This is a genomic window from Pseudomonas sp. MF4836, from assembly GCF_002018875.1.
In the GTDB taxonomy this organism is placed as follows: Bacteria; Pseudomonadota; Gammaproteobacteria; order Pseudomonadales; family Pseudomonadaceae; genus Aquipseudomonas.
On sequence record NZ_MVOL01000002.1, the window covers coordinates 68446 to 86622 of the forward strand.

Sequence of the window (18177 nt, forward strand, 5' to 3'; positions counted from 1 at the left end):
AGGCTCCTGGGTTATTGCAGGTTGACGAACAGACCGCCGTCCACCAACAGGGCGGCGCCGGTGACGTAGCGGGCCATGTCGGACGCGAGAAATACGATCGGCCCAGCGATGTCATGGGGTTCGCCGAGGCGGCCCAGGGGCGTGCGCTTGACCATGTACTCGCGTTTTTCCGGATCGGCGAAGTCGTCCTTGTTGATGTCGGTGGCGATCGACCCCGGCAGCACCGAGTTGCAGCGAATGCCATAGGGCCCCAGGGCAATGGCGCAGGACTGCATCAGCGAATGCAGGCCGGCCTTGGTCGGCGTGTAGTGGGTTTGCATGCCGCCGCCCACCAGGGCGCTGATGGAGCTGACGGCGATGATCGCGCCGCCGCTGCCCTGGCGTTTCATCTGGTTGGCCGCGGCCTGCACTGCGAAGTAGGCGCCATTGAGGTTGGTGTTCACCGTCTTCAGGTACACCTCCTTGGGCATGTCGAGGAAGGAGTGGAAGGGGCAGATGCCGGCGTTGTTGACGAACACATCGACACTGCCGAAGGCCTCGACGGCGGCATCCACCAGACGCTCGCCGGTGTCGAGGTCGGCGGCGTCGCTGCCGATCTGGATCGCCTGGCCGCCGAAGGCCTCGATCTCCTTGAGCAGGGACGCGGCGGACTCGTGGCCCTGGGCGCTGCCGCTGTGGGCAACCACCACCCGGCCACCCTGGCGGGCGCATTCGAGGGCCGCAGCGCGGCCGATGCCACGGGAGGCGCCGGTGATGATGACAGTCTTGTCTTTGAGCAACATAAAGAGACTCCTTTGGAAGTGGGATCAGCCCAGGTAATTGCCGTAGCCAACCATGGCGATGGACGCCAGGATCACCGCGATGCCCAGTAGCAGCACCTGTTTGGTTCGAGCGCTGGTGCCCTGCCATTCACGGAAGTACAGGCCCCAGAAGTTGGACACGATGATGATGAACGACATGTGCAACACCCAGGAGCTGGCGTCGTTGTGCATGCGGCTGGCGCCCATGCCGTAGAAGAAAAACTGCAGGAACCACAGGGTGCCGGCCGTGGCCACCAACAGGTAGTTGCGCAGCAGCGGGGTCGAGCGGTCGGTGTAGTTGTGGAAGGTGCGGTTGCGGTAGTTCAGCCACAGGCACCAGAGGCCGTTGGTGGTCAGGCCGCCCCACATGATCACCATAAAGGTCACGTTGTTCTGGAACAGGCTGTTGGCGCCGTGGGCGATGGCGGCTTCGGCCAGGGGTTGGCCGGCAGCGATACCGTAGCTGAAGCAGGCACTGAGCACCCCGGAGATCAGCGCCACGAGGGCGCCCTTGGCCAGGGAGAACTCCTTGACGCTTTCGAACTTGGTGCTGTCCGGTACTTCCCGCTCCTTGACCAGCCCGGCGCGGCCGCACAGGGCGATGCCCAGCAGCGACACCAGAACGCCGATCAGTACCCAATGGCCACCGGGGTTGCCGAGCATTTCGCTGAAGGTGCCGGCCTGGGCATCGGTGAACAGATCGCGGTAGATCGGTGGCATCAGCGCGCCCAGGGCCGAGGTCAGGCCCATGATCAGCGACATGCCCAGGGACAGCCCGAGGTAGCGCATGGTCAGGCCGAACGTCAGCCCGCCGATGCCCCACAGCACGCCGAAAAAGTAGGTCCAGAACAGGGTGACGCCGTCGGCGTTGCGCAGGATCTCGACAAAGCCCGGCACCGTGAGTTGCGCGGCAATCAGCGGCACCACCAGCCAGGACACCAGGCCGCCGGTGATCCAGTAGCTTTCCCAGGCCCAGCCACCCACTTTCTTGTAGGGGATATAAAAACTGCCGGAGGCGAAGCCGCCGATAAAGTGCAGGATCACTCCCAGAAAAATGATTTCCACGTTGCGCTTTCCTTCTTATTTTTATCAGCGATAAGGGCCGGCACCGAGGCGCCGGCACGGTTCAAGGGCGTGGCAGGTCGAACATCGGTTGCAGCTCCACGCTCAGCGGCGAGCCGTCGGGGTGGCTGGGCATGATGTCTTGCATGTATTGCCACCAGCGTTGCATCACCGGGTGTCGGGGCAAGTCGTCCAGGCCGTGGGCGTCCTGGTGGGTCATCACCGCGAACAGGGCGTGGCTCTGGGGGTCGAGGAAGATTCGGTAATCCTCGATCTCGGCCCCGTGCAGCAAGGCCACCAGCTCCGGCCAGATTTGATCGTGGCGGCGCAGGTATTCCTGCGCCTGACCGGGGTTGAGGTTCATCCGAAAAGCACGGGTCTGCATGGCGTGGCTCCTCGATCAGCGCGGGTAAGGGCGGTTCAGCGCGCACTCGGGGTTGAGCTCGACGCCGAAGCCGGGCTTGTCCAATACCGAGGCGCGCATGCGGCCGTTGACCGGCACCGGTTCGCCCAGCAGTTGCGGGGAAAACATCGGCACGATCTGGTCGGCCTTGGGCGACATGTTGAGGAACTCGGCGAACGGGCTGTTGGTGCGGGTGATCACGAAGTGGTAGCTGTACACCGACGAGCCGTGGGGCACGACCATGGCGTTGTGGGCATCGGCCAGGGCCGAGATCTTGATCAGCTCGGTGATCCCGCCGCACCAGCCGACGTCCGGCTGGATGATGTCGCAGCAGCCCATTTCCAGCAGCATGCGAAAGCCCCAGCGCGTGGCCTCATGTTCGCCGGTGGTGACCAGCATGCCGCTCGGCACGTTTTTGCGCAGGGCGGCGTAGCCCCAGTAATCGTCCGGCGGCAGAGCCTCTTCGATCCACTTCAGGCCGAATTCGGCGGCGCCCTTGGCCAGGCGCGTGGCGTAGTTCAGGTCCAGGCTCATCCAGCAGTCGAACATCAGCCAGAAATCATCGCCGACTTTTTCGCGCATATGGGCCAGGTGCTCAAGGTTCTTGCGCAGGCCCTCTTCGCCTTCGGCAGGGCCGTATTGCAGGGGCATCTTGCCGCCGATAAAGCCCATCTCCTTGGCCAGGTCCGGGCGGGCGCCGGTGCAGTAGAACTGCAGCTCATCGCGCACCGCCCCGCCCAGCAGTTGGTGCACCGGCTCTTTACGGATCTTGCCGAGCAAGTCCCAGAGCGCCAGGTCGACCCCGGAAATGGTGTTGAGGACGATGCCCTTGCGGCCGTAGTAGAGGGTCGCGTGGTACATCTGGTCCCAGATTTTTTCGATGTCGGTGACCTTGGCCCCTTCAAGGAAGCGCGCCAGGTGCTTCTCGACGATAAAGGCGCCGATCTCACCGCCGGTGGTCACCGCAAAACCGACGGTGCCGTCGCTGGCCTCGATCTCCACCACCAGGGTGCCGAGCACGTTGATGCCGAAGCTCTGGCGGCTCTGGCGATATTCCGGGTAGCGGCCCATGGGGGTGCAGATGTGATCGTCGATCCAGTGGCCGGCCGCCTGGTCGTGGTAGTCGGCGCCGCCTCCGGTGAGGGTGAAGGCGCGAACCTGCTTGATGGTCGGTGTGCTCATAAGGCTCTCCTGCAAGGCAAAGGGGCAAACAGCGGGCAAGTCGAAGACCCGGGCTGAAGGTGTCAGCCGTGGCGGCGTGGAAGTCGGTGGGGGAAAGGCGGGCGCGTCTGTAGCGACAGCGCAGCGAAATGTGGGCAAGACCATGTAGGGCTGTTCATCACGCCGGTTTCCTTATTGGATTTATCGGGGCGTAAAGGGTGGGCAGCGCCTGCGGGGAGCAGGCCGTGCCGAAGTGCATGGGAGGGAGCTTACGGAGGCGGATTGATGCTGACTAATTCAAATAAACTTAATACTGATGCCCTCAAGGTATCGATTGCGTCACCCGCCACCTGTAGCCGCTGCCTCGGCAGCGGCTACAGCTTCAAGCCATACGCCTGCGCCGCATTGCGATAAAAAAACTTCTCCTGGGCCGCCAGGGAGTACTGCGCGATGCAGCGCTTCACCAAGCCCAGGGTGGTGTCGAAATCCGCCACCTGCTCACTGTTCGGCCAGTCGCTGCCAAAGAAACACCGGTCCTCGCCAAATGCCTGCCACAGGCCATCGATCCGCTCCCGGTAAAACCCCGGGTCGAGCCGCAATTGCCCTTCGCGAACCTGCGGAATCTCCGCCAGCTTGGCGAACACATTGGGGCGCTGCGCCAGCTCCTCGATCCGCCGCATAAAAGCTCGCTCCTCGCCGGGCTCGATCGTGGCGTTGGGCAGGTGATCGATGACGATCCGCAATTGCGGCAGGCGCTCGCTGAGCTTCAACAGTCCATCCAGCAGGCGCCCGTCGGGGTTGGCACTGTCCAGGCTGCGCCCGCTGGCGGCGAGGCGCCGCAGGTTGTCGAGAAACCCGGACTGGTCCTGATCCGTCAGCAAGTCGCGGTCCCACAGGTTGCCGTAGCGCAAGCCGAGAAACAGCGGCTCCTGCTCCAGCCATTCCAGCTCCTGGCGAAACTGGCCGTGGGCCGGGTCCAGGTTGCCGACGAAACCCAGCATTCGCGGATCGCCACGCAAGGTTTCGAGCAGCCAGCGGTTGTCCCCGACCCAGGGGCTGGCCTCCACCGCGATCGCGCCGGTGATGCCATGGGCCGGGGCTAGGGTCCAGTAATGTTCGGGCAGATGAGGCGCGTAAATGCTGTCGGCCGGGGTCGGCCACGGGATGCCTTCGGCACGGCGCGGATCGAACAGGTGGATGTGGCAGTCGATGATCGGGCCGGCATAGACGGCGGGGGCGAGGGCGCTCACAGGCGATCTCCATTGTTATTGTCGGGGGCTTCGGAATAACAAACCCGACCCGCAAAAGCTAATAGGGGATTGGGGCATTGCGATACCCTGCGGGTATCAGAACAACAATAGGGTGCCTTTATGTCGACGCCGATCACCGCCCGCAGCCTGTTCAACCGCCTGCGCTACAAGCACCTGCTGATGCTGGTGACCCTGGGCAACAGCCAGAACCTGCACCGCGCCGCCGAAGCCTTGAACATGTCGCAACCGGCCACCACGCGCATGCTCCAGGAAATCGAAGAAGCCTTCGGCTGCACCCTGTTCGAACGCCAATCCCGGGGTATGCGCGCCACGGTCCTCGGCGAAGAACTGCTGCGCTTCGCCCGTGCCGCCCTCAACGGCCTGGAGCGCTGCGCCGAAGACCTCACCGACCGCCAGGCCGGCGGTTACGGTTACTTGTCGGTGGGCGCGATCATGGGCGCGGTGCCGGACCTGGTGGTGCAATCCATCGCCGAGATGAAAGCCAGCCACCCGCTGCTGCGCCTGCGGATCATGGGCGACACCAGCGACCAGCTCAGCGAGTTGCTGGACCAGCGCCGCATCGATGTGGCCGTGGCGCGCCTGTCCCACGCCCAGGACCGTCAGCGCTTCGCCTTCGAGCCCCTGGGCAACGAACACCTGGCCGTGGTCGTGCGCGCCGGCCACCCGCTGACCCAGGTCGCCGCCCCCAACCTCGCGGAAATGGTCGAAGCCTGGCCCTGGATCCTGCAACCCGACACCAGCCCCGCCCGCGTCGCCCTGGAAAACGCCTTCGCCCGCCTCGACGTCGCCTCCCCCAGTGACGTCATCGAATGCACCTCGGTGTTCGCCATGCTGCAACTGGTGCAAATCACCGACGCGATCCTGGTCCTCACCGACACCGTGGTCCGCGATCACGTGCACACCGGTTTGCTGACGGCCCTGGACCTGGAGATAGAAGAGCAGTTGAGCCCGTTCGGGGTGATGCTGAGGAAGGACGAGCCGCTGAGTCGGGAGTTGGAGATTTTCTTGAACATGCTGCGCGAGAGGGCGCAGCGCAGAGCGTGAAAAGGAGGGGCGGCAAGCGGTTTGGCCTGTTCGCGCAGGCTTTGCTTGAACGATGGCTGGCGCAGCCCAGATGCTCGGTCAAACACGTGCGGTGCAGAGCAAGCGGTAAAAAGACGGCTATCCGTATGCCGCTGGTTTCCCCTGGCCACAAAAAAGCCCCAGGCCATAAGACCTGGGGCTTTTTCGATGTATCTGGTGCACCCGGCGGGATTCGAACCCACGACCCCTGCCTTCGGAGGGCAGTACTCTATCCAGCTGAGCTACGGATGCAGTGCGGGCGACATCATACCCATGTCCGCCCGGGGCGTCCACGCCGGTTTTTGTTTCGCTCGCGGGGCGTGGGGGCGGGGTGTGCAGGTGCTGCTGTTCTTCAGCTATTGGGCCGACGACCAGCGGTAAAGGCAGATAGCCATCACTGCTTTGACTTTGCGCTAAAGTCGTTGGGCGACTTTTAACCGGCTGTTGCCATTGTGTCTTGGCGCCGTCGCACAGTCCCTTTATCAAGGAGAGAAATATGCCCGATTCCCTGGTCAATCCGCAGGCCGCTGACGTGCTGACCCAGACCACCCACCAGGCCCATGGGCTGGCCTCACCGTCGCCCGCCGCTTACTTCGATGGCGACAGCAAGCTGGCGCTGGCGGCCCAGGCGGTGTTGCTCAAGCAGATGCCTGGAGGCCCTGGCCAAGACGCGCCGCTCGCCCCCACAGATGACGCCTTGGTGATCGTGAGCAGCGACGTGCCGCTGGGCGCCTGATTCTTGCGAGTCTTTGTTTCTTCACACCCCACCCTGGGAGGGAATATTCGATGGCAGACACCCCTGAAAATGATATGGCCGCCTTCCTGCAAGTTGCCGAAAGGTATTTGAAGCGCCCATTGCAGAGTTATGAACAGGAGCTGTTGGAACGGTACAGATGGGCGCTGGCGGCCAGTGGCCGGCCATCGCTAAACGCCATACAGGTGATGGAGATGATTTTGCAGGGCGTTGACCCGCATGCGTGGCGTAAGGCGAACGAGGCAAACCTCGCACCACTCTTGGCCAGCAAGGAGGTGCCACGGCCACTTCAAGCGACGAACCTCGGCGCTCAGTTGTCGGCTCGCACTGCGGCTGTGCAGCCGCTGACGTCGATCGATGATCTGGTGGGTCGACCCGGCGCGGAAGGCACCGAGAAAGTGGCCCAGGCCGGGGCGCCCGACGACCTCAAGAGCCTGCTGGCGCTGCTCAAGTCGTTTCAATCCTAGGGGCCTGGATCTCCAGCGTCGGGCGTCCGGCTTCCCGCCCCTGGGGCCTTGTCGGGTCGCAGGGGCATTTTGGCATCGGTGCTGGGAATCACGCTGATCTGAAATTTTCGGCAAATGCGCCGTTTTCGTTCTTTTTTTCGAACGGACTATTGTCCTTTACCCCTGTTGACCCTAGGATCGTTTGAGATTTCAAACGCTCTCGCTCGGGTGCTGCGCTGCGCGCGTGTCTTTTGTGCGCTTTTTCTGTCATCACCCGGTGATTGAATTCCCTGACGGCAGCCACCTGTTGGCGCCTTTCAACAATCACAATTCGCCCCGCGCCTGCGCGGTGCTGTTAAGGAAGCCGACATGCAGCTCAAAGACACCCAATTGTTCCGCCAACAAGCCTTTATCGATGGGGCCTGGGTCGACGCGGACAATGGTCAGACGATCAAAGTGAACAACCCGGCCACCGGTGAAATCATCGGCAGCGTGCCGAAAATGGGCGCCGCTGAAACCCGTCGCGCCATCGAAGCTGCCGACAACGCTCTGCCAGCCTGGCGTGCACTGACCGCCAAGGAGCGCGCCAACAAGCTGCGCCGCTGGTACGAGCTGCTGATCGAAAACCAGGACGACCTCGCGCGCCTGATGACCCTGGAACAGGGCAAGCCACTGGCCGAAGCCAAGGGCGAAATCGTTTACGCCGCCTCGTTCATCGAGTGGTTCGCCGAAGAAGCCAAGCGCATCTACGGTGACGTGATTCCTGGGCACCAGCCCGACAAACGCCTGATCGTGATCAAGCAGCCGATCGGCGTGACCGCTGCCATCACCCCGTGGAACTTCCCGGCGGCGATGATCACCCGTAAAGCCGGCCCGGCCCTGGCCGCCGGTTGCACCATGGTCATCAAGCCTGCGTCGCAAACCCCATTCTCGGCCCTGGCCCTGGTTGAACTGGCGCACCGCGCCGGTATCCCGAAAGGCGTACTCAGCGTGGTTACCGGCAGCGCCGGCGACATCGGCGGCGAGCTGACCAGCAACCCGATCGTGCGCAAGCTGTCCTTCACCGGCTCCACCGAAATCGGTCGCCAGCTGATGGCCGAATGCGCCAAGGACATCAAGAAAGTCTCCCTGGAACTGGGCGGTAACGCGCCGTTCATCGTGTTCGACGACGCGGACCTGGATAAGGCCGTCGAAGGCGCGATCATTTCCAAGTACCGCAACAACGGCCAGACCTGCGTCTGCGCCAACCGCCTGTACATCCAGGACTCGGTCTACGACGCATTCGCCGAAAAACTCAAAGTGGCCGTGGCCAAGCTGAAGATCGGCAACGGTCTGGAAGAAGGCACCACCACCGGTCCGCTGATCGATGAAAAGGCCGTGGCCAAGGTTCAGGAACACATCGCCGATGCCCTGAGCAAAGGCGCGACCCTGCTGGCTGGCGGCAAGGTGATGGAAGGCAACTTCTTCGAGCCGACCATCCTCACCAACGTGCCGAAAAACGCGGCCGTGGCCAAGGAAGAAACCTTCGGTCCATTGGCGCCGCTGTTCCGCTTTAAAGACGAAGCCGAAGTCATCGCCATGTCCAACGACACCGAGTTCGGCCTGGCGTCCTACTTCTACGCCCGTGACCTGGGCCGTGTGTTCCGTGTGGCTGAAGCCCTGGAATACGGCATGGTCGGCGTCAACACCGGTTTGATCTCCAACGAAGTCGCGCCTTTCGGCGGCATCAAGGCTTCGGGCCTGGGCCGTGAGGGCTCCAAGTACGGGATCGAGGATTACCTGGAAATCAAATACCTCTGCCTGGGTATCTGATCCGGTTTCAAGCGCAAAGGGCACGAGAGCGCTGTCCCTTTGCGCAGCTGTAAAAACGCACTTTTCAAGGTGGCCCGGGACCGCTCCGGCAGTCGATCATCGCATGCTGCCGCAGGCGCTTCCCCGCCCCGCAACCCTTGAACCACACCGTTTTAAAGACGGTGAATGAGGACACTATGAGCAAGACCAACGCATCCCTGATGAAACGCCGCGAAGCTGCCGTACCACGCGGTGTTGGCCAGATTCACCCGATCTTCGCCGAGTCGGCGAAGAACGCCACCGTGACCGACGTTGAAGGTCGCGAGTTCATCGATTTCGCCGGCGGTATCGCCGTGCTCAACACCGGTCACGTGCACCCGAAAATCATCGCCGCGGTGACCGAGCAGCTGAACAAGCTGACCCACACCTGCTTCCAGGTCCTGGCCTACGAGCCTTACGTGGAGCTGTGCGAGAAAATCAACGCCAAGGTGCCAGGTGATTTCGCCAAGAAAACCCTGCTGGTGACCACCGGTTCCGAAGCCGTCGAGAACGCCGTGAAAATCGCCCGTGCCGCCACTGGCCGCGCTGGCGTGATCGCCTTCACCGGCGCCTACCACGGTCGCACCATGATGACCCTGGGCCTGACCGGTAAGGTCGTGCCTTACTCGGCCGGCATGGGCCTGATGCCAGGCGGCGTGTTCCGCGCGCTGTTCCCGAACGAATTGCACGGTGTGAGCGATGACGATTCCATCGCCAGCATCGAACGCATCTTCAAGAACGATGCCGAGCCGCGTGATATCGCTGCCATCATCATCGAGCCGGTGCAGGGCGAAGGCGGTTTCTACGTCGCGCCTAAATCCTTTATGAAGCGTCTGCGTGAACTGTGCGACAAGCACGGCATTCTGTTGATCGCCGACGAAGTGCAGACCGGCGCTGGCCGTACCGGCACCTTCTTCGCCATGGAACAGATGGGCGTTACCGCCGACCTGACCACCTTCGCCAAATCCATCGCTGGCGGCTTCCCGCTGGCCGGTGTCTGCGGCAAGGCCGAGTACATGGACGCCATCGCTCCAGGCGGCCTGGGCGGCACCTACGCCGGTAGCCCGATCGCTTGCGCGGCGGCCCTGGCGGTGATGGAAGTGTTCGAGGAAGAGCACCTGCTGGACCGCTGCAAGGCAGTGGGCGAGCGTCTGGTAACCGGTCTGAAAGCCATCCAGGCCAAGTACCCGGTCATCGGTGAAGTACGTGCCCTGGGCGCGATGATCGCGGTCGAGCTGTTCGAAAACGGCGACAGCCACAAGCCAAACGCTGCCGCGGTGGCATCGGTGGTGGCCAAGGCTCGCGACAAGGGTCTGATCCTGCTGTCGTGCGGCACCTACGGCAACGTGCTGCGGGTTCTGGTACCCCTGACCTCGCCGGACGAGCAACTGGATAAAGGCCTGGCCATCATTGAAGAGTGCTTCTCGGAACTCTGATTGGTTGTGACCTGATCGACAAAAAACCCGCTTCGGCGGGTTTTTTTATGGGTTGAGGGCCGACGGACGGTATTTACGCTGTATGGATGGCGTCCCATTGACTAAGGTGCAAAGGATTGCTTTGGGAGCGTGCTGCATGACTGCTGTGGATTTACCCGCTGTACCGCGTGTGCTGATTGCCGAGGCAGACCCGTGGTCGCGTGATTTGTTGAAGCAGGTTCTATTGAATGTGCGCTGCGACGCTCGGCTGGATGTGTGTGCCAACGGCCAGGAAGCGTTGCAGCTGTTGAGTGAAAAAGCCTACGACCTGGTGATCGCCGACTGGGAGTTGCCCGGTGTCGATGGCCTGAGTGTTTTGCGCAGCGTGCGCCAGCGCCGGCGCAACCCGGTACTGCCGTTCATCCTGCTGAGCAGTCGCAGCGACAGCGCCAGCGTACGTGAAGCCCTGCCCCTGGCGCCCACGGCCTACCTGACCAAACCCCTGAACATGGACGGCCTGACCCAGCGCCTGCAGGACCTGCTGCTCGATGCCGGTCAGGAAGTCTCCTGCGAGGTGCCGGCGCTGGCGCCGGGCATGACCCTGTGGAATTTCCTTGAGCGGCGCCGCGAGATCGCCGATGGCGCGCCCTTGTTGGCCGATGTGCAGTTGGCGGTCAAGCGCAGCCTCAACCCCGGTGGCCTGGACCTGAAGCTGCTGGAAGAAGAGGTCCGCACTGATCCGCAAATCACCGCAGTCTTGATCGCGGCGGCCAACAGCGCCGCGCAGCATCACGGCAGCGCGGTGCAAACCTTGTCCCAGGCCCTGCACCGCCTGGGGACCGGGCAAAGCATGAACCTGATTCTGGGCCTGGCGCTCAAGCGCAGTGCACGGTTGAGCTCCCCGGCCCTGGCCGACTACGCCGAACGTTACTGGGATTTGTCGCTGCACACGGCGGAATACGGCCGGACCCTGGCGCGCCTGCTGGACCTGGACCAGGAGCGCTGCTATTGCGCCGGCATGTTGCATCGCCTCGGCGACCTGGCGTTGCTGCGCTGTCTGCAGGAGTGGAAACAGGCTGGCGGCGAGTTGGACGATCAGCAAGAAATCGGCGACGCCCTGGATGAGTTCGGCGCCAGCTACGGTTCGGCGTTGCGCACTCGCTGGCGCCTGCCCCTTGAGTTGCGTGAGCTGATCGCCTCGGTCTATCAGCTCGGTGGCGGGGTTTATTCCCGTGAAGCCCTGGTGATGAACCTGGCGGCCCAACTGGCCCGCCTTCGGCCGTCAGAAGGCGTCGAAGACATCGCCAAAAGCAAGACCGCGCGCCTGCTGAAGATCGGCCTGCCGGAGTTGATGCGCCTGCGCAAAGGCTGATCAGCGCCAGGGTCTGCTGCTGGAGCGCTCAGCGAAAGATTTCGAGAACGCTGAACCAGCTATCGACCGTGTCGTCCGCTGCCAGAATCGCCAGGTACAGCGGCGGCAGCGACAAGATGATCAGCAGTGGCACCGCCAGTTCGAAGCCATTCCTGAACCAGAGCATGACGCCCATCCCCAGTAGAAACGCCCCGAAGCCGAACGCCAGGAAACGCTGCAGGAAGCAGCCGCCGCGTTGCTTGCCGTTGATGCGCTTGAGTAGCTGCTTTTCGTTCATGTGCACAGGGAGGCGGAAGGGGCCGCTACTTTAGCAAATCCCCCGACGCATCGGCGCGAGGCACCGCAAGTCGGGGGCGGCTTGGGCATCAGCCCGAGACAATCCGATTCTTGCCTTCACGCTTGGCCTGGTACATGGCGGCGTCGGCGCGGGCGAACAGGCTGTCGAGGTTTTCATCGTCGTCGCTGAGGTTGCTCAGGCCCTGGCTGACGGTAATGCCGAACGTCTGGCCTTCATGCTCGAAGCTCAGGCGCTGGATTTCCCGTTGCAGGCGTTCCGCGACTTGCCGGGCAATATCCGGCGTGCAGCCCGGAAACACCGCAGCAAATTCCTCGCCGCCGATGCGCCCGAACAGGTCGCCCCGTCGCAGGGCCGCGCGGCCGCTTTCGGCAATGTGCTGCAGGACGATATCGCCCGCCGGATGGCCGTAGGTGTCGTTGATCACCTTGAAGTCATCGATGTCCAGCAACAGAAAGGCCATCTGCGAGCCCTGGCTGCGGGCCTGGTCGAACTCGCGGTTGGCGCATTCGAAGAAGTGCCGGCGGTTGCTGCTTTGGGTCAGGACGTCAGTGGTGGCCAGGCGTTGCAGTTCGTTTTCCAGGTGCTTCTTTTCGGTGATGTCTTCGGCAATGCCGACAATGATCACTCGCTGCCCGGCCTCGGGGTTGCGGTTGATGAAGCACTTGTCGCTGAGCCAGCGAATCTGGCCTTCGGCATCGATGATGCGGTATTCGCGGTCTTCCACCGCGCCCTTTTCCAGCACCTGGGCCAGGCTGCGCTCGGCGTATTCCAGGTCGTCGGGGTAGATGCTGTCGCGCCATTCATTGAAGTCGGCGAGCAACAGGCCGGCAGAGCGTCCGAAAATCCGTTCATAGGCCGGGCTAACGTAAAGCATCTGGCGGCTTTCCCAGTCAAAGGCCCACAGCACGGCATTGACGCTGACCAGCAACGAGCTGAACAGCTGTTCGCGTTCGGTCAGGCGCGCCACTTCACCTTGGGCATGAATCAACGCCATCAGGGTTTGCGCGGCTTCTGGCCATTGCGGGAGGGATGAGTCTTGTAGATTTTTATTGACCATCGGCACAACTCTCAAAGGGCGTGCGCCGCTCGACATTCGAACACGGCCACTGCGTGGGGCCCCTTATCAATTATTTCTTGTGCCACAGCAGGCGCTCACGCTTTGGTGTGGGAATTAATTGATAAAAGGTCTCGGCCCGCCTGGATGGCGAAGTGTCTTTGAGATAGGGGAAACGGAGCTAAGTTCCCGCCGCGTGTGGCGAGGCGGCGTGTGCCCGCCCGGCGGTACGCGGGGGATTTTTCAGTTGAAGCCGGTCGCCAGGGAGGCTATCGACCTGTCCGCGAGGAGAGCGCCTTGCCACAGCAGGTGCTGTGGCAAGGGCCAGGGGTCAGGCCGTGGTGGGGCGCAGCGAGTAGGTTTTCAGCTGGTTGGCGAAGTCGCGCAGCGATTGAATCCCGCTGGCCTCGGCTTCGTGTACCCAGTCCTTGATCGCCGCCAGCATGTCGTGGCCGTTGGAACTGGTCTTGAGCCAGATCTGCTGCAGGGCCAGGCGTTTTTCGTAGATCACCTTCAGTGCCTGGCTGTGTTCGAGCATGTTCTGGATGCGCAGGTGATGGCGGTCGTCCAGCAGGCTGGTTTCCCGCGACAGCAGGCGCTTGGCGCGGTGGAATTGATGACGCACCGAATGATCGACCTTTTCCAGTTCCTGTTTGACCAGGGGCGCAATCACCAACTTGCGGTACTGGGCCATGATCTGGAACCGGTTATTGAGGATCGCCATGGCGGTGTCCATGTCCAGATGGCCTTTGCCTTCGACCCGGTGGGCGATCGGCGCGACCCGCTGGACCTTGGCCAGGCGCAGGAAGCTGAAGACCTTGATCCAGGCCCAGCCCAGGTCGAACTCCCATTTTTTCACCGAGAGCTTGGCCGAATTGGGGTAGGTGTGGTGGTTGTTGTGCAGTTCTTCGCCGCCAATCAGGATGCCCCAGGGCACCAGGTTGGTCGCGGCATCGCGGCACTCGAAGTTGCGATAGCCCACGGCATGACCCAGGCCGTTGATGACCCCGGCGGCCCAGAATGGGATCCACATCATCTGCACGGCCCAGATGGTGATGCCGGCGGTGCCGAACAGCAGCAGGTCGATGGCGGCCATGAAGGCCACGCCCAGCAGCGGATAACGTGAATAAAGTTTGCGCTCGATCCAGTCATCCGGGCAATTTTTGCCATAAATGCGCAGGGTTTCAGGATTTTCCGCTTCTGCGCGGTATAGTTCCGCGCCTTTACGTAATACGGTGGACAAACCTTTGATCACCGGGCTGTGCGGGTCATCGACGGTTTCGCATTTTGCGTGGTGCTTGCGGTGGATGGCGGTCCACTCGCGGGTGTTCTGGGCCGTGGTCAGCCACAGCCAGAAGCGGAAGAAATGTTTCAGGCCGGCGTTGAGCTCAAGGGAGCGGTGGGCTGAATAACGATGCAGGTAGACTGTAACCCCGACAATGGTTACGTGGGTCATCAATAGGGTGACTGCCACCAGTTGCCAGGCCGACAAGCCAAGTAAACCTTCGTACCACATAGGCTATAGGGACCTCGATAAAGAAAAAAACAGCCGTCGCATTATCACTCAGCGTGCACAGAAAACCAGTCGCCCTTTCAGATAAGAGTGGCGGGATGTTTCTTCCTCTATAATTCCAAGCTTTTCGTAAGGACATTGACGACCTTATGCCGGTTTCTTATCGCGATGCGATGCGTGCAGCACTGCTCTATCTGTTGCTATCTGTAGTGTGGCTACAGCTCAGTGGTCATTTATTGAGCAGTTTCTTCGATGAGTCGGCCGATCTCGCTCGATGGCAACGGATCAACGGTTACGCCTGGGTGCTGATCAGCACCGCGCTGATTTTTTTCTCTCGTTCGCGCCTGCTGCGCCTGTTGGGTGCGGACACCTGGCTGCGTCACCAGCAGGAGGATCGCGAGCGCCTGCGCCAGGCGGCGGCGGTGTTCGACTGCACCCGGGAAGGGGTGCTGGTCAGCGACCGCAAGGGCCTGATCGTGCACGTCAATCGGGCCTTTATCGAAATTACCGGCTACCAGCAGGATGAAGTGCTGGGGCACATGCCGAGCATGTTCAAGTCCGGGCACCATTCGGCGGACTTCTACCAGGCGATGTTCGAGTCCCTGAAGAACACCGGCGAGTGGAGCGGCGAGATCTGGAACCGGCGCAAGTGCGGCGAAATCTACCCGCAATGGCAGACCATCCGCGCAATCCACGATGACCATGGCCAGCTCAGCCATTATGTCGCGGTGTTTTCCGACATCAGCGCGATCAAGGATTCCGAGCACGAACTGGCGCACCTGGCCCATCACGACCCCCTCACCGACCTGCCGAACCGCCTGCTGTTCACCGACCGTGCCGAACAGGCCCTGGCTTCGGCGCAGATCCACAAGCGCGGCTGCGCCATGCTGATGATCGATCTGGATCACTTCAAGATGATCAACGACAGCCTGGGCCACAACATCGGCGATCAGTTGCTCAAGGCCGTGTCCACGCGTTTGCTGGACATGTTCGGTCCGGGCATCACCCTGGCGCGCCTGGGGGGCGACGAGTTTGCCGTGCTCGCCGAAAGTTGCCCGCAACCCGGGCAGGCTGCGGCGCTGGCGCAACGCATCATCGACGGCCTGAAAGAGCCCTTCGAGTTGGCCGATCATCAGTTGTTTATCAATGCCAGCATCGGCATCAGCCTGTTCCCCAGCGACGCCTTGAGCGCCGAACAGCTGCTGCGCAATGCCGACTCGGCCTTGTTCAAGGCCAAAAGTACCGGGCGCGACGGGTATGCCCTGTACACCGAGGAACTGACGGCCCACGCCCAGCAGCGGGTGGAAATCGCCTTCGAACTGCGCCGCGCCCTGGAGCAGCAAGAGCTGCGGGTGTATTACCAGCCGGTGCACGACCTCAAAAGCAGCCGCCTGATCGGGGTCGAGGCGCTGGTGCGCTGGGAGCATCCCCAGCGCGGCCTGGTGTCGCCCGCCGAGTTCATTCCGATTGCCGAGCGTACCGGGCTGATTTCCGAGATCGATGCCTGGGTGATGCAGCAGGCCTGTCGGCAGATGTGCGAATGGCAGGCTGCCGGAGTGGTGCTGTCGTTTATCGCGGTGAACGTTTCGACCCGTTTGTTTGCCCGCCGCGAGTTGTATCAGCAGGTGGCGCAGGTGCTGCACGACACCGGGCTGGATCCGGCCTTTCTGGAGCTGGAAGTCACAGAGAGCGCGGTGATGGATGATCCGGAGGTCGCCCTTGAGCAGATGCATCGCCTGCGCGAGTTGGGCGTGCGCCTGGCCATCGATGACTTCGGCACCGGTTATTCGTCACTGCTGCGGCTCAAGCGCCTGCCGGTGCAAAAGCTCAAGATCGACCAGGGTTTTGTCGCCGGCCTGCCGTGGGATGAGGACGATGCGGCGATCTCGCGGGTGATCATCGCCCTGGCCCAGAGCATGGGCATGCAGGTGCACGCCGAAGGCATCGAGCAGGAGGAGCAGGCGCGTTTCCTGCTCGACCATGGTTGCGACCTGGGCCAGGGCTACTGGTTCGGCCGACCGGTGCCGGCGGTGCAGCTGGATTGGAACTGCGCCCCTCAAATTCACTGACCCACTCCCTCGCCCTGGTGCCCCGGCCAGCAGCTACACCTCTGTAGCCGCTGCCGCCAGGCGGCGCTGGTGGGCGCGTTGGTGCGGGAGGCCAACGCGGCGTTCGGCAGTGGCCACGGTAAACCCGCGTCGCCACAGGTAATTTCTTTTCGTTATATAAACATTCTTAAATAGTATTTTTAAGAATATCCGCGCCTATCTACTATTGCCCTCACGCCACAAGCAGTGCCGCCACTGCGAGGCACATCCCATTCAGGAGCAGCACCATGAGCGCATCTCTACGTAGCGTTGACGGCCAGGACGAAGCAACCATCTTGCGCGAGATCCAGAGCGCCTTGCGCGACCTGCGCTTTGGTGCGGTGGAAATCACCGTGCATAACGCCCAGGTCGTGCAGATCGAACGCAAAGAAAAATTCCGCCTGCAAAACCCCGGCAACAAACCCAGCTGAACCCCGCGTCACCCTCTCTCCCGATAGAGAGGCCCGACTGGTCAACCGGAGGGCGTCAGCCATGACCCCCAGCAGAATCAAGAGCGTTCAGTCACGAATGCGGGCCTGAAGCGCCAATAAGAAAAGCCAACACACACAAAATTTCAGGAGCTTGATCATGTCGTCAATTCGCCGTTACGCGCTGGCCGCCCTCGCCAGTGCCATTTTTGCCGGTTCCGCAGTCGCCAAGGATTACGAGTTGTTGAACGTGTCTTACGACCCGACTCGTGAGCTGTATCAGGATTACAACGCCGAATTCGTCAGCTTCTGGAAGAAAGAGCACCCAGGCGACAACGTCAAGATCCAGCAATCCCACGGTGGCTCGGGCAAACAGGGCCGCGCCGTGATCGATGGCCTGCGTGCCGACGTGGTGACCCTGGCCCTGGCCGGCGACATCGATGAAATCGCCAAGCTCGGCAAGACCCTGCCGGCCGATTGGCAGAAACGCCTGCCGGACGCCAGCACCCCGTACACCTCGACCATCGTGTTCCTGGTGCGCAAGGGCAACCCCAAGGGCATCAAGGACTGGGGCGACCTGATCAAGAAAGACGTATCGGTCATCACCCCCAACCCGAAAACCTCCGGCGGCGCTCGCTGGAACTTCCTCGCCGCCTGGGCCTACGGCCTGAAAGCCGGCGGCAGCGAAGCCAAGGCCCAGGAATACATCACCGAACTGTTCAAGCACGTGCCGGTTCTCGACACCGGTGCCCGTGGCTCGACCATTACCTTCGTCAACAACGGTCAGGGCGACGTGTTGCTGGCCTGGGAAAACGAAGCGTTCCTGGCCCTGAAGGAAGACGGCGGCGCCGACAAGTTCGACATCGTGGTGCCTTCGCTGTCCATCCTTGCCGAGCCGCCAGTGGCGGTGGTCGACAAGAATGCCGAGAAAAAGGGCAACACCGAAATCGCCGAGGCCTACCTCAAGCATCTGTACAGCCCGGCTGGCCAGGAAATCGCGGCGAAGAACTTCTACCGCCCGCGTGACGAGAAGGTTGCAGCCAAATATGGCCAGCAGTTCCCTAAACTCGACCTGGTGACTATCGACAAGGACTTCGGCGGCTGGAAAACTGCGCAACCGAAATTCTTTAATGACGGTGGTGTGTTCGACCAGATCTACCAGGCGCAGTAACCTTCAGCGGCGAGCCCTGGCACTGCAAGATGTTCAGGGATCGCTCAATA

The 18177-nt window shown here is 62.1% G+C and carries 17 protein-coding genes and 1 tRNA gene; 9 read left to right on the forward strand and 9 right to left on the reverse strand.

Annotation, left to right across the window (positions count from 1 at the left end; translation table 11 throughout):
* Positions 1-11 precede the first annotated feature (11 nt).
* The 5 genes from MF4836_RS03670 to MF4836_RS03690 all read right to left on the reverse strand — a co-directional run bounded on the left by MF4836_RS03670 (position 12) and on the right by MF4836_RS03690 (position 4676).
* The gene (locus tag MF4836_RS03670; RefSeq protein ID WP_078469206.1) at positions 12-782 is read right to left on the reverse strand and encodes an SDR family NAD(P)-dependent oxidoreductase; all 771 of its coding nucleotides are present in this window, start codon (positions 780-782) and stop codon (positions 12-14) included.
* Positions 783-806: 24 nt separating this feature from the next.
* Positions 807-1865 (reverse strand): L-rhamnose/proton symporter RhaT, encoded by a 1059-nt coding sequence (gene rhaT / locus MF4836_RS03675; protein ID WP_078469207.1) that lies wholly within the window; start codon positions 1863-1865, stop codon positions 807-809.
* A gap of 61 nt (positions 1866-1926) precedes the next feature.
* Positions 1927-2247 carry an L-rhamnose mutarotase gene (locus tag MF4836_RS03680; protein WP_178102912.1) on the reverse strand — a complete coding sequence of 107 codons (321 nt, stop codon included), beginning with the start codon at positions 2245-2247 and terminating at the stop codon, positions 1927-1929.
* A gap of 15 nt (positions 2248-2262) precedes the next feature.
* Positions 2263-3447 carry an L-rhamnonate dehydratase gene (rhmD, locus tag MF4836_RS03685; protein ID WP_078469208.1) on the reverse strand — a complete coding sequence of 395 codons (1185 nt, stop codon included), beginning with the start codon at positions 3445-3447 and terminating at the stop codon, positions 2263-2265.
* A 353-nt stretch (positions 3448-3800) separates the two neighbouring features.
* Positions 3801-4676, reverse strand: coding sequence for an amidohydrolase family protein (locus tag MF4836_RS03690; protein ID WP_078469209.1), 876 nt, complete (start codon positions 4674-4676; stop codon positions 3801-3803).
* 120 nt (positions 4677-4796) lie between these two features.
* On the opposite strand from MF4836_RS03690, the gene MF4836_RS03695 reads away from it, so the two are divergent.
* Complete coding sequence (locus MF4836_RS03695; protein WP_078469210.1) at positions 4797-5741, forward strand: LysR family transcriptional regulator; 945 nt, start codon at positions 4797-4799, stop codon at positions 5739-5741.
* Positions 5742-5934: 193 nt separating this feature from the next.
* On the opposite strand, the gene MF4836_RS03700 is transcribed toward MF4836_RS03695, so the two are convergent.
* A tRNA-Arg gene (locus MF4836_RS03700) sits at positions 5935-6011 on the reverse strand.
* Positions 6012-6255: 244 nt separating this feature from the next.
* On the opposite strand from MF4836_RS03700, the gene MF4836_RS35470 reads away from it, so the two are divergent.
* The 5 genes from MF4836_RS35470 (at position 6256) to MF4836_RS03725 (ending at position 11576) form a co-directional block, all read left to right on the forward strand.
* Complete coding sequence (locus MF4836_RS35470) at positions 6256-6495, forward strand: hypothetical protein (RefSeq protein WP_078469211.1); 240 nt, start codon at positions 6256-6258, stop codon at positions 6493-6495.
* A 50-nt stretch (positions 6496-6545) separates the two neighbouring features.
* Positions 6546-6980: a hypothetical protein gene (locus tag MF4836_RS35755; RefSeq protein ID WP_078469212.1), complete on the forward strand. Its 435-nt coding sequence runs from the start codon at positions 6546-6548 to the stop codon at positions 6978-6980.
* 348 nt (positions 6981-7328) lie between these two features.
* Positions 7329-8771 carry an NADP-dependent succinate-semialdehyde dehydrogenase gene (gene gabD / locus MF4836_RS03715; RefSeq protein WP_020296991.1) on the forward strand — a complete coding sequence of 481 codons (1443 nt, stop codon included), beginning with the start codon at positions 7329-7331 and terminating at the stop codon, positions 8769-8771.
* Between the two features lie 176 nt (positions 8772-8947).
* Positions 8948-10225, forward strand: a complete 1278-nt coding sequence (gabT, locus tag MF4836_RS03720; RefSeq protein ID WP_020296990.1) for a 4-aminobutyrate--2-oxoglutarate transaminase — start codon at positions 8948-8950, stop codon at positions 10223-10225.
* Between the two features lie 136 nt (positions 10226-10361).
* Positions 10362-11576, forward strand: a complete 1215-nt coding sequence (locus MF4836_RS03725; protein ID WP_078469213.1) for an HDOD domain-containing protein — start codon at positions 10362-10364, stop codon at positions 11574-11576.
* Positions 11577-11604: 28 nt separating this feature from the next.
* Here MF4836_RS03725 and MF4836_RS03730 read toward each other — a convergent pair whose 3' ends face one another.
* From MF4836_RS03730 to desA, 3 genes are all read right to left on the reverse strand, one after another.
* Positions 11605-11853, reverse strand: a complete 249-nt coding sequence (locus MF4836_RS03730) for a hypothetical protein (protein ID WP_078469214.1) — start codon at positions 11851-11853, stop codon at positions 11605-11607.
* 88 nt (positions 11854-11941) lie between these two features.
* A complete protein-coding gene (locus tag MF4836_RS03735) occupies positions 11942-12931 on the reverse strand; it encodes a GGDEF domain-containing protein (RefSeq protein ID WP_078469215.1) in 990 nt (329 codons plus the stop codon).
* 328 nt (positions 12932-13259) lie between these two features.
* The gene (gene desA / locus MF4836_RS03740; RefSeq protein ID WP_020296986.1) at positions 13260-14444 is read right to left on the reverse strand and encodes a delta-9 fatty acid desaturase DesA; all 1185 of its coding nucleotides are present in this window, start codon (positions 14442-14444) and stop codon (positions 13260-13262) included.
* Positions 14445-14590: 146 nt separating this feature from the next.
* Here desA and dibA point away from each other — a divergent pair, with 146 nt between their 5' ends.
* The 3 genes from dibA (at position 14591) to MF4836_RS03755 (ending at position 18127) form a co-directional block, all read left to right on the forward strand.
* A complete protein-coding gene (dibA, locus tag MF4836_RS03745; RefSeq protein ID WP_078469216.1) occupies positions 14591-16510 on the forward strand; it encodes a phosphodiesterase DibA in 1920 nt (639 codons plus the stop codon).
* Between the two features lie 266 nt (positions 16511-16776).
* Positions 16777-16959 carry a sulfur starvation response protein OscA gene (gene oscA / locus MF4836_RS03750; RefSeq protein WP_007941032.1) on the forward strand — a complete coding sequence of 61 codons (183 nt, stop codon included), beginning with the start codon at positions 16777-16779 and terminating at the stop codon, positions 16957-16959.
* A gap of 157 nt (positions 16960-17116) precedes the next feature.
* On the forward strand, positions 17117-18127 hold the full coding sequence (locus MF4836_RS03755) for a sulfate ABC transporter substrate-binding protein (protein ID WP_020296984.1): 1011 nt from the start codon (positions 17117-17119) through the stop codon (positions 18125-18127).
* Positions 18128-18177 lie beyond the last annotated feature (50 nt).

Excerpts from the sequence above, each read along its gene's own strand:
- MF4836_RS03730 (WP_078469214.1), bottom strand. The coding sequence starts at position 11,853 with ATGAACGAAAAGCAGCTACTCAAGCGCATCAACGGCAAGCAACGCGGC.
- MF4836_RS03755 (WP_020296984.1), top strand. The coding sequence starts at position 17,117 with ATGTCGTCAATTCGCCGTTACGCGCTGGCCGCCCTCGCCAGTGCCATT.
- gabD (WP_020296991.1), top strand. The coding sequence starts at position 7,329 with ATGCAGCTCAAAGACACCCAATTGTTCCGCCAACAAGCCTTTATCGAT.
- MF4836_RS03735 (WP_078469215.1), bottom strand. The coding sequence starts at position 12,931 with ATGGTCAATAAAAATCTACAAGACTCATCCCTCCCGCAATGGCCAGAA.
- rhmD (WP_078469208.1), bottom strand. The coding sequence starts at position 3,447 with ATGAGCACACCGACCATCAAGCAGGTTCGCGCCTTCACCCTCACCGGA.
- MF4836_RS03680 (WP_178102912.1), bottom strand. The coding sequence starts at position 2,247 with ATGCAGACCCGTGCTTTTCGGATGAACCTCAACCCCGGTCAGGCGCAG.
- MF4836_RS03695 (WP_078469210.1), top strand. The coding sequence starts at position 4,797 with ATGTCGACGCCGATCACCGCCCGCAGCCTGTTCAACCGCCTGCGCTAC.
- oscA (WP_007941032.1), top strand. The coding sequence starts at position 16,777 with ATGAGCGCATCTCTACGTAGCGTTGACGGCCAGGACGAAGCAACCATC.
- MF4836_RS03670 (WP_078469206.1), bottom strand. The coding sequence starts at position 782 with ATGTTGCTCAAAGACAAGACTGTCATCATCACCGGCGCCTCCCGTGGC.
- gabT (WP_020296990.1), top strand. The coding sequence starts at position 8,948 with ATGAGCAAGACCAACGCATCCCTGATGAAACGCCGCGAAGCTGCCGTA.
- dibA (WP_078469216.1), top strand. The coding sequence starts at position 14,591 with ATGCCGGTTTCTTATCGCGATGCGATGCGTGCAGCACTGCTCTATCTG.
- MF4836_RS35470 (WP_078469211.1), top strand. The coding sequence starts at position 6,256 with ATGCCCGATTCCCTGGTCAATCCGCAGGCCGCTGACGTGCTGACCCAG.
- MF4836_RS03725 (WP_078469213.1), top strand. The coding sequence starts at position 10,362 with ATGACTGCTGTGGATTTACCCGCTGTACCGCGTGTGCTGATTGCCGAG.
- MF4836_RS35755 (WP_078469212.1), top strand. The coding sequence starts at position 6,546 with ATGGCAGACACCCCTGAAAATGATATGGCCGCCTTCCTGCAAGTTGCC.
- desA (WP_020296986.1), bottom strand. The coding sequence starts at position 14,444 with ATGTGGTACGAAGGTTTACTTGGCTTGTCGGCCTGGCAACTGGTGGCA.